Raw genomic sequence first — 12,162 nt, forward strand, 5'->3', positions numbered from 1 at the left:
GAAACCGAAAGCACGGCCTCTGTCACGGTGACGGCAACGTCGGATGATGGTTCGACCTCGACGGAAACGTTCGAGATCGCGATCACGGATGCAAACGAGTTCCCGATTGGTCCGGTTTCTGACAGCGATACGACGGGCAATGTGGTCGACGAAAACGGCACGGGCGGTGAGTACACCGGCGTAACGGCTTTCGCAGACGATCCGGATGTGACCGACGTGGTGTCCTATGAGATCACGGGCGGCGATGATCGGTTCGATATCGACCCGGATACGGGTGAAATCACCGTAAAAGACGGCGTCAGCTTCGACTATGAGACTGAAACCGAAGCTGATGTGGAGGTCACCGCGACTTCATCCGATGGCACCACGTCAACGGGCACGTTCACGGTGAACATTGCGGATGTGAACGAAGCCCCGGACCTCGTCGTCGAGTACGGAGATGTTGGTACCAATCTCATCAAGAACGGCTCGTTTGAATCCTTCGACGTGGACAGCGGAACCTGGAACCAGTTTGCCGAAGACAATTCCGGTGCGTGGACCACAAACGGCAACATGGAAATCTGGGACAACTTCAACGGTGTCTCTGCCACCGAAGGCGACCAGCATCTCGAGTTGGATTCGGAGAAAAACGTCAACTCGATTTCCCAAACTGTCGAAACGTCCTTGGGTCAGGTTTATGACCTGTCCTTCGATGTTCAGGCGCGCAGGGATGACGATTCCAATACCGTCGAGGTTTATTGGAATGGCGAACTGGTCACCAGTGTCGATCCGGAAAAGGGCAGCTGGGAAACCGTCGAGTTGCAGGTTGTCGGAACAGGCGGCAGCGACGTCCTTGAATTCCGCGAAACCAGCGAAGACAACGACACTTACGGTGCATTTATCGACAATGTTGAACTGACCGGGACGGACAGGATCGCAATCGTCGAAGAAACACCGGGCGTCGAAGTTGTTCCGCTTTCGGTCATTGATCCGGATGCAGGTGATACGCATACCTTCTCCGTGTCTGACGACCGGTTCGAGGTCGTAGCGAAGGACGGCAAATACGTTCTCAAGCTCAAGGACGACCAAGAGCTCGATTACGAGACCGAGACACAGGTTACGCTTCAGGTAACAGCAACCGATCAGGGTGGGTTGTCCGATACCGAAACCATCGTCATCGATGTCATCGATATCGTTGAAAACACTGAGCCTATTGGCCCTGTTTCGGACGTCGACAATGCGAGCAACTCCGTGATGGAGAATGCAGCTGCGGCGACTGTCGTTGGCATCACGGCGTTTGCAACCGATGCGGATGCCGGCGACAGCGTAACCTATTCGATCACCGATGACCGGTTCGACATCGATCCGGAAACAGGCGTGGTCACGGTTGCCGATGGTGCGGAGATCGACCGCGAGACAACTCCGACCATTGACATCGAAGTCACTGCGACGTCGACCGATGGCTCGACCTCGTCGAAGACTTTCACCATTGAGGTGGGCGACGACACTACCGAGTTCTCCATTGGTCCTGTGTCGGATGTCGACGATGCAGCCAACCAGATTTCCGAGACCGCGGACGGCGGCGAGGACACGGGTCTTACTGCATTTGCCGAAGACAAGGATGCAACGGATACGGTCACCTATGAATTGAGTGGTGATGACCGGTTCGAGATCGACGAAAACACCGGTGTCGTGACCGTTAAGGACGGCGCCGAATTCGATGCGGAAACCGAGCCGACGGTCACAGTCACAGTGACTGCGACCTCAACCGATGGCTCGTCGAAATCGAAAGACTTTGACATCGACGTGCAGGATGGAAACGAGGCACCGGACCTGATTGTGCATCTTGAAGATGGTTCGAAAGAGTTCATCGTGAACGGCAGCTTCGAACTCTTTTCCGGCACAATGTCCGGTACGGATGGGACCGGTTGGTATGACACCCCGGACACCATCGATGGCTGGACTTACCAAGATGTCGATATCCATCAGGCCGACCGGCATGGTGAAGGCGCCACCGATGGCGATCACCGTCTCGACCTGACCGCCGACGACAACGGTACGATTTCCCAGGAATTCGATGGCATGCTTGACGGGCAGGTCTACAACCTGAGCTTTGATCTCAACTCGCGCGGCAACACACCGGGCGAGGGCGTTGCCGAAGTGTACTGGAACGGCGAGCTGATCGATACGCTTGACCCGACCGACCTGGGCGCGGATTGGCAGAGCTACAGCTTCGATATCGTTGGCGGGTCCGGGGACGGAACGAACACCTTGACCTTTGTCGACAAGGGCTCGGACAACAGCCATGGCGTTTACATCGACAGCGTCTCGATCAAGTCCGACAACCGGACTGCAATTCTCGAGGAATTCGAGGGTGCAGAGGTTGCCCCGCTTTCGGTCATTGACCCGGATGCAGGCGACACGCACACGTTCAAGGTCTCCGATGATCGGTTTGAGGTTGTCGAGGCTGACGGTAAGTATCTGCTGAAGCTAAAGGATGATCAGGCGCTCGACTATGAAACCGAGCAGCAGGTAACCGTTGAGGTGACCGCGACGGACAGCGGGGGCCTTTCCGACACCGAAACCATCGTGATTGATGTCATCGACATTGACGAGAATACGGCGCCGGTCGGTCCTGTAAGTGACGTTGATGACGCGAAAAATTCTGTCATGGAAAACGCAGCTGCGGCCACTGTTGTCGGCATCACGGCGTTTGCGACGGATGCTGATGCGGGCGATACTGTCACTTACTCCGTCACCGACGACCGCTTTGAGATTGATCCGGATACGGGCGTGATCACGGTTGCCGATGGGGCGGATCTTGACCGCGAGACGACGCCAACGATTGATGTTGAAGTCACGGCGACGTCGACCGATGGTTCGACCTCTTCGAAGACGTTTACGATTGAAGTGGGCGATGACAACACCGAGTTCTCGATTGGCCCGGTAACAGACAAAGACGATGCGTCCAACCAGATCTCCGAAACCGCCGACGGAGGTGAAAATACCGGCATCACGGCGTTCGCCGAGGATCAGGATGCAACAGACACGGTTACATACGAACTCAGCGGCGATGACCGGTTTGAGATCGATGAGAACTCAGGTGTCATCACCGTCAAGGATGGTGCAAGCTTCGACGCTGAGACCGAACCGACGGTAACCGTCGCTGTTACCGCGACATCAACCGACGGGTCGTCGTCGACGAAAGACTTCACGCTTGATGTCACCGATGGCAACGAAGCACCAGATCTGTCTTTCGATCCGGAGTTGGGGCCTGGTGTGTCCGTAACGTTGACATTCATGGAAGAGACCGCCGGGTATAAGAACACCATTGGGGTTTTCCAGGTTGATGAAAACGGCGATCCGGTGTCTGGCGAGATCGTTTGGGTCGATCACAATACTCTCAACAAGGGTGATAGCGCTACTGTTTATCTGGAGGGAGCCAAGGAAGCCGATATTGGTTTCTTCCTCATTCCGGACGGTGCCTCGAAAAACTCTGGCCTGCAGAGTGGCGACCAAGTGACCTTTGAAAAAGACAGCGATGGCAACTGGCAAGCTGTGCTGGAGGATGGCACCAAACTTGAGGGCCGCAATGCCAATGTCTTCTTCTCTGGCGACGGGTCGCTTAACCCGGACGGCTTCGACCAAACCTTCGAGAATGGCATTGAGATTGGCTTCGAAGATATTGCGGGCGGTGGCGACAAAGACTTCGATGATCCAGTCTTCACTGGGGAAACATTCGGAACTGCAGCAACCGCAGCAGTTTATGAAGAGGAACTTGGTGCGGATGTCGGCGGACTAACCGTTGTTGATCCGGATGTAGGTGATACCCATACATTCACCATTTCTGATGATCGGTTTGAAGTTGTAGAGCAGAACGGCGAATATACGCTGAAGCTCAAAGACAACGAAGCGCTGGATTACGAAACAGAGACGCAGGTCACCGTCCAGGTTACGGCGACCGATACAGGTGGGCTGTCTGACACTGAAACGATCGTCATTGATGTCATCGACATAGATGATGCGCCGGGTTCGGATATCGGCCCCCTCCGCGACAGCGATGCTGCGTCAAACACGATAACCGACAAAGCTGTTGGTGGAGAAACGGTCGGTATCACTGCTCTTGCCGATGATCCGGATCTCGAAGATGACGTCACCTATGAATTGGCCGGAGACGATCGGTTCGAAATCGACGAGAACACAGGGGTCATCACTGTCAAGGATGGTGCGAGCTTTGATGGTGATAAAGAGACTGGCGTTGATCTCACGGTAACGGCGAACTCAACCGATGGCACTAGCTCTACTGAAACCTTTACTGTCGAAATAACCGATGGAAACGAAGCACCCGATCTTGTCGTTGAGTACGGTGACGTTGGGAACAATCTGATCAAAAACGGTTCTTTCGAAACGTTTGACGTCGCTGACGCGAGCTTCAGGCAGTTTGAAGAAGACAGTTCCGGTGCTTGGACCTCCAGCGGGAAAATGGAGATCTGGGACAACTACCAAGGAGTGAACGCCACCGAAGGCGACCAGCATCTCGAACTGGATTCCGAAAACAATGTCAATTCGATCTCGCAGATGGTCGAGACCTCATTGGGACAGGTTTATGACTTGTCATTGGATGTTCAGGCACGAACTGACGACGCCTCCAACACTGTCGAAATTTATTGGAATGGCGAGTTGGTTTCGAGCGTTGATCCAGTAACAGGCAGCTGGCAGACAATTGAGCTGCAGGTTGTTGGAACTGGTGGCAATGATGTTCTCGAGTTCCGTGAAACCAGCGAAGACAACAACACATTCGGGGCATTCATCGACAATGTTGAGTTGACAGGTACTGACCGCCTTGGCGTTGTTGAAGAAACTCCTGGTGCGAAAGTTGTTCCGCTTTCGGTCGTAGACCCGGACATTGGTGACACGCACACATTTACGGTCTCTGACGATCGTTTCGAGGTTGTCGAAGCAAATGGTGAGTATCTTCTGAAGCTGAAGGACGACAAGGCGCTTGATTACGAAACCGAAACTCAGGTCACTCTGCAAGTCACTGCGACCGATGAAGGCGGATTGTCCGATACAGAAACCATAGTTATAGACGTTATTGACATTGAAGAGGTTCCAGGAGCCGACGTTGGTCCTGTAAGTGACATCGATGGCACGAAAAACTCTGTCATGGAAAACGCAGCTGCGGCCACTGTTGTCGGGATCACGGCGTTTGCGACGGACGCTGATGCGGGCGATACTGTCACTTACTCCATCACCGACGACCGCTTTGAGATTGATCCGGATACGGGCGTGATCACGGTTGCCGATGGGGCGGATCTTGACCGCGAGACGACGCCAACGATTGATGTTGAAGTCACGGCGACGTCGACCGATGGTTCGACCTCTTCGAAGACGTTTACGATTGAAGTGGGCGATGACAACACCGAGTTCTCGATTGGCCCGGTAGCAGACAAAGACGATGCGTCCAACCAGATCTCTGAAACCGCCGACGGAGGTGAAAATACCGGCATCACGGCGTTCGCCGAGGATCAGGATGCAACCGATACGGTTACATACGAACTCAGCGGCGATGACCGGTTTGAGATCGATGAGAACTCAGGTGTCATTACAGTTAAGGACGGTGCAAGCTTCGACGCCGAGACCGAGCAGACTGTCAGTGTCACCGTCACCGCAACCTCCACTGACGGATCAACCGCCACCAAAGATTTCGATATAGAAATTACCGATGGCAACGAGCCGCCGGATCTTGTTGTTCACCTTGAGGACGGGTCAAAACAGTTTGTAGTCAACGGCAGCTTCGAAGTCTTTGATGGCCCGCTTGGCGGTTCCGACGGCACTGGTTTTTATCAAAATCCGGACAGCATCGAAGGTTGGATCTACGAGAACGTGGATGTCCATCAGGCAGGGCACCTCGGTTTTGGTGCTACCGATGGCGATCATCACCTTGATCTCGCAGCTCTTACCAATGGCGAGGCATCTCAGGCGATTGATGGCATGATGAGCGGCCAGGTCTATGAGCTGACCTTCGACATGAAGTCCCGCGGTGATATCGGCCAAAGCGTTGCCGAGGTTTATTGGAACGGAGAGCTGATCGAGACCATCGATCCAGCAAAAACAGGCTCGGATTGGCAAACCTACACATTCGATCTAATTGGCGGCGCTGGCGACGGTACCGATACGCTGACCTTTGTCGAAATCGGGTCCGACAACAACGGCGGCGCACTGATCGATAGCGTCTCAATCACCTCTGATAGCCGGATTGCTGTATTGGAGGAATTCGAAGGTGCGGAAATCGCTCCCCTGTCTGTCATCGACCCGGATGCTGGAGACACGCACACAGTCACTGTGTCAGATGACCGGTTTGAAGTCGTCGAAGCGAATGGGAAATACCTTCTGAAGCTGAAGGATGACCAGTCTTTGGACTACGAAACCGAACAGCAAGTGACCGTCCAAGTCACTGCGGCCGATAGCGGTGGTCTATCGGACACGGAAACAGTCGTGATCGATGTTATCGATATTCCGGAGGACGTCCTCAACACTGATATAGGACCGGTCAAGGATATTGATCAGTCCGCCAACATGGTGTTGGCTGGCGCCGCGGCTGGTGTGGTTGTTGGTATTACCGCGTTTGCGGATGACGTGGATGCGGGCGATACCGTGACCTACTCGATCACTGATGAGCGTTTCGAGATCGATGAGGAAACAGGCGTTGTGACTGTTGCCAAATGGGCGGAATTGACCCCTGGCGATGACATCAGCCTTGAAGTGACGGCGACGTCTTCGGATGGATCAACCTCGTCTAAAACATTCGAGATCGAGGTCGGTCCGGATAACAAGCCGGTCGTTGCAAATGATGATGCCGCGACCGTGGGCCTGACCACGACATCATTCTACTACAGCGACGATGACGGTGAGCTGCATGTGATCAGCTCTGACGGAAGCGATACGGTCATCGGGTCGACGGGTGTTGGTGCCCTGACCGATGTCGCAATCGACAGCTCCGGGAAACTGTTTGGCATCACGTTCAGCAGGCTCTACAGCGTCGACCCTCAAACCGGTGAAGCAACCAAAATATCGTCATCTAAGTTCGGCACGTCTATGAATGCGCTTGAGTTTGCGCCTGATGGCACGCTCTATGCCGCCAGCACCAACGGCAAGCTGTATACGGTGGATGTCGATACCGGGAAATCAACCTTGGTTGGTGAGATGGAATTCGAGTCCGCAGGCGATTTGGCCTTTGCCGGGAACAAGCTTTATCTCTCAGCCTCTGACGGGTCGATTGTTGAGATCGATCCTGCATCTGGTGCAACAGTGGCCGTTGTGGCGACGCTTCCTGTCAGCAATGCCTTTGGGCTTGTTGGGGATCCGGCCGGCCAGCTCTATGCCTTCACAAGTGGCGGCAAGGTGTTCCAGGTCGATCCTGAAACCGGCTCGGTTTCGACACCTGACAACTATGTCATGAATGACAGCGGTTGGGGAGCGACCGAAACAGCGGACTCCGATGGTCAAACAGGGTTCGTGGAAGGCGACGTCCTTGCGAACGATGTCGATCCTGAAGGATCTATGACGGTAACCGGTATATTGTTCGGAGGTCAGGAATTCGCGACAGGGACAAAGATCGACAGCGACTACGGCTCTCTTACGATCAGTGCTGATGGATCCTATACCTACGTTCTGGATCCCGACAGTGCGGCGGCCCAGGCCCTGGGCGTTGGAACATCCGACGAAGAGGTGTTCACGTATACCGTTACGGATGATGGAGGCAATACAGACAGCGCCACGTTAACAATCACCGTTAATGGCTATGCTGATGGCGCGGAAGTATCTGCAGTCGACGATGAGCCAGTGCGCTTGCGTGCTGAAGGTTCTGACAAAGATGATGACGACATTTTAGCCAAAGGAACCGGCGACGACGAAGGTGACGTGGAATCTGCCGCGGTCGCGACCAATGACGATGATGGCCAGGAAGGGCTTGAGCAAACCGGCACCAATGAGGCTGATACGCTTGAAGGTGGTGCTGGGGCCGACGCTCTATATGGCCTCGATGGCAATGACATCCTGATCGGCAACGAAGGTGCGGATCGTCTCGACGGTGGTGCCGGGAACGACCTGTTCAAAGGCGGCAAAGGCGACGACGAAATGGTCGGCGATGATGGCAACGATATGTTTGCCTATGCGATGGGCGACGGAAACGACAGCATCTCTGGCGGTACGGGAAGCTGGATTGACGTCATCGATCTGGCAGACGGAGCCGATGGCACGCCGCTCGGCGAATATGGTGCCGATTGGACGATCACCGTTACCGAAGGTTCGATTGAGACACTTGCGGATGGTTCAATCACGCTGGCGGAAAATTCCGACGGGTACATCGAGCTGGCCGACGGTGCAAAGGTCGACTTCTCCGATGTCGAGAGCGTTTCCTACTAAGACGTTGGTACAAAAAAGGCGGCCAACCGGCCACCTTTTTTGTCAAAGCTGTCCCTATCGAATGGGTTCAAGTGTTTGTGCTTGGATAACGGTATCTGGCGGCAGAGGTTCAGCTATTGCGAACTGTGCTTCGGCCAATTCCGTTTCCGAGGGTTCCAGCCGCAAGGTCCAATTGTTGAACTCAGGTACCAACCGTGGAACCGCCGGTGGCAATTCTTCAATAATGGAAAAGTTTGAAGGCGCAAGGCGTCCAATGGAGGCGAGCAAGAAGAACTCTGCGATCATTGCGTCATATCGTGCGCGCTCATAGTCAACTTGACTGGTCAGCAATTCGCGCTCTCCGTCAAGCACGTCCAAGAGCGAACGTTGTCCGCTTTCGAATTCGACCTGTAGACCCTTCACAGCTCTACGATTTGCGCCGATGGCCCGTTTCGATGCTGCAGCGCGGAGGCGGGATGCGGCTTCTTGTTTGTAGGCGCGAGTGACATTCTCACGAATAATCTGCTGGATATCGTCCAGCTCAAATTCTTGCTGCGCAGCGGTGAATTTTGCAGTCCGGACTGCGGCGATGTTTCGTCCGCCGGTAAAAAACGGTGCTGTGACCCGTACCCCAAGCCGAAAGTCTTCTTCGTCGCGGTTTCCAAGATTTCCACGATACCCGTTTGACCATGAGCTTTCCAAGTCCACGCGCGGTAACATGTCCCCGACGGAGGCCCTCGCAGCATAGCGTGCTGCGCGCGCATCGGCGGTTGCAGCCCGGATTTGTGGATTGTTTTGGTATGCAATGTTGATCCCGTCTTCAAGTCCATTCGGCTTGAGAGACCCTGGTACAGCTGGCCACCCGATTTTGCCGGGCTCCTGGCCGGTCAGGCGCTCATAAAGCGCAACCGACGCTTCAAGGTCGCCAACCGCCTGATCGCGGTTGCCCTGCGCTTCGGCCAGGCGCGCAAGTGCCTGTTCAATGTCTGTCCGTGTTCCGTCGCCGGACTCGTATCTTGCGCGTGCACCTCGGACCTCCCGCTGAACGACGCCGACATATTTTTTCAAATGGGCAAGGACACAGCGATCACGGACGACGCGGAGATAAGCGTCCGCGGTGTTGAACAACAGCGTTTGTTCTGTCCCGATCAGCTGGTTGCGGCCCGAGACTGCTTCTTCGTGGGCTTGGTTCAGGCGGTTAACTGCCGAGAAGCCTTGAAAAAGGGGCTGTGAGAGTGTGACGCCAAGCTCGTGGAAGAACGCGCGGTCGCTGTCATTGTCGCGATCACTTCTAAAGGCACTGTGTTCTCCGACGTAGTTACCGGTGATTGTTGGAAGGAAATTGGAACGCGCCGTCCAGATACCCTGGTTGATCGCCTCGTAGCGAGACCGCTCGGCCTTGAGGCCAGGGTTTACTGCGTAAGCCGACGACATCGCTTGTTCCAGGCTTTCAGCCCAGACTGGTGCAGGTAGCGCAAGCGCTGCATAGATTGCCGTACATGCCAGCAATAGTGTTGCGCATCTTGGTCTGGAAATAGTCGGCAATTCGTGTGTCATCACCACGTGCACCCGTCCTGTTCTGTCCAGAAATACGGTAAATATCTTTGGTTAACCAAAGGTAATTTCATTGGGAATTCGAGTGCAGCAATTATGGTGTAAGTATATTTGTTATTGATAAAAATATCGGTTAATTAACAATTTCTGACTGGAGCGTGTTTTCTTGTGTTTCGGCTTTCTTCATGAGTACCTTATAGAATTTGTTTTTTGTTGGGTGTGTTTTGCAATATCGGGGAAAGAATGCGGTTAATAAAAATTTATGGGATTAATTAACGGTCGCTAACCATTTTTCATTCAGAAATTAAACAAACCCGCGAATTGTGGGGCACCAACATCGGTGCCCTTATTCCCGACGCACCCTTAAAAACACTGTTTCCATTGTTTATAGATGCTCACGAGATCAAAAACGACCCGAGTTGGTGACGCTTATCATCGTTTAAAAGCTGATATTCTTGCGAACACTTTGCCCGCCGGATATCAGGCACCCGAACCCGAAATTGCAGAGCGTCTTGGCATGAGCCGAACGCCTGTGCGGGAGGCTTTGATCAGGCTTGAGGCTGAAGGGCTTCTGGAATTAATGCCTCGAAGGGGCGCGCGGATTATCGGTGTCAAACAGAGTGATCTGAAGGACGTCTATGAAATCCTCGAGGTTTTACTGCCCGTAGCAGTCGCAGGTGCCGCCCGGTCCGGTGTTGACGGCGAGCAAAGTGCTTTCCTCGAAGGGTTAATCCGGCAACTCGAACGGGCGGCAGACGACAAATCTGCCGAAAGATGGCTAGAAGCGGATGATCAGTTCCATCTCGCGCTTACGTCGCTCCACGGCAATATGCGGCTTTACAAGCAAATGCGCGATCTATTGGATCAGATCTTCCGGCCTAGGACGGTACTCGCAAAATTGCGCGAACAAATGCCGGTTGAACCTGCCTATCACTGGGCGCTTCTGAACGCCGTCGACGATTTGAGGCCCGAGGATGCTGCAGATAGAGTTTTGCAGAATTTGCGGGCAAACCGAGACGGTTTTGACGATATGTTTGAGCGCTGCGGACTTAAGGTAATTTGACGATGCTTTTGACCTAGGGAGCAGGGCCCGTTGACTGGCCAAGGATCAGTTCGGCTTCCAGATGTTCGTATGCGTGTTCATCACCCTCCTCATTGACCTTCTGAATGATCATTTCCGCAGCCCTGATACCAGCGTAGCGCACAGATGAGCGGGTGCATGTGAAAATCGGCACTTCGCCGCTGTTGGGCAAAAACGAAAGAGCGTCGTCGTGGGTTATCACGGAGACGTCTTTCCCGATTCGAAGCCCGCACAGACTTATGCCGCGGGCGACGCCGATTGCGCTGATCATGCTTGAGACCAAAAAAGCGGTCGGCGGCTCCTGCGATTTGAGCAGGCGGATTGCGGTCTCGGCGCCGTAAGGTTCGGTCATGTCGGCGCTCGACATCAGCTTCTGATCAGGCTCCAGGCCATGCGCCTGCAGCGCGGTCTCATACCCTGTGCGGCGGCGGACAGCGAAATCCATTGTTTCGAGGCCGTTTATTAGTGCAATGCGTTTGTGGCCAAGGTCGATCAAGAGGTTTGTTGCGCGTTCAAACGCCCGCCGGTTATTAACGTCAATCCAGCTGGTGCGTTCTTCTGCTCCCGTAATGCGGCCATGAACCACAAAGGGCAGGCCGAGCTGATCAAGCAGATCATGACGGCGGTCGTTGATGCGTGGCCCTTGTAGAATAACTCCGTCCGCTTTTTTCCGGGAGGCGATTTCCCGGAATGCATCTTCTTCGTTGTTGTCCTCCACGACAGAGATGATCATGTCATAACCATGTGTCGCGTAGGTTTGGCCGGCGCCAGCGATAAACTCCAGAAAGATCGGGTTCATCATGTCATGCACCGATCGCGGGATGACGTGACCGATCGCCATTGAGCGGCCTGTGGCCAGTCTGCGTGCTTGCAAGTTAGGTTCGTAACCGAGCTGCCGCGCCATTTCGACAACCCGATCACGCGTTTTTGCGCTGACCTCCGGATATCCGTTCAGTGCGCGGCTTACTGTCGTCTGCGAAAGCTCCAAGGCTTTCGAGAGTTCTTTCAAATTGACCATTCTGCCCCAATTTCCAAAAGGCTTTGGCTGCGTGCCCTTCCGCACTGCAAAACAGGGACTCTACACTAATTGGGGTCGACATTCCTTGACAAGCCCACGGTCGGCAGACATGGTGAGGTCAGAA

The 12,162-nt window shown here is 54.2% G+C and carries 4 protein-coding genes; 2 read left to right on the forward strand and 2 right to left on the reverse strand.

The annotated features are described in order from the left end of the window. Positions 1–27 precede the first annotated feature (27 nt). Positions 28–8,406 carry a cadherin domain-containing protein gene (locus tag JM93_RS12680; RefSeq protein ID WP_208995150.1) on the forward strand — a complete coding sequence of 2,793 codons (8,379 nt, stop codon included), beginning with the start codon at positions 28–30 and terminating at the stop codon, positions 8,404–8,406. 54 nt (positions 8,407–8,460) lie between these two features. Here the strand turns inward: JM93_RS12680 and JM93_RS12685 are convergent, their stop codons facing one another. Further along, positions 8,461–9,942: a TolC family outer membrane protein gene (locus tag JM93_RS12685; RefSeq protein ID WP_145343942.1), complete on the reverse strand. Its 1,482-nt coding sequence runs from the start codon at positions 9,940–9,942 to the stop codon at positions 8,461–8,463. A gap of 388 nt (positions 9,943–10,330) precedes the next feature. On the opposite strand from JM93_RS12685, the gene JM93_RS12690 reads away from it, so the two are divergent. After that, entirely contained in the window at positions 10,331–11,002 is a 672-nt protein-coding gene (locus tag JM93_RS12690) for a GntR family transcriptional regulator (RefSeq protein WP_145343944.1), read from the forward strand. Between the two features lie 13 nt (positions 11,003–11,015). Here JM93_RS12690 and JM93_RS12695 read toward each other — a convergent pair whose 3' ends face one another. After that, positions 11,016–12,038, reverse strand: coding sequence for a LacI family DNA-binding transcriptional regulator (locus tag JM93_RS12695; protein ID WP_145343946.1), 1,023 nt, complete (start codon positions 12,036–12,038; stop codon positions 11,016–11,018). Positions 12,039–12,162 lie beyond the last annotated feature (124 nt).

Origin of the sequence: Roseibium hamelinense (assembly GCF_007830545.1) — a bacterium.
Lineage (GTDB): Bacteria > Pseudomonadota > Alphaproteobacteria > Rhizobiales > Stappiaceae > Roseibium > Roseibium hamelinense.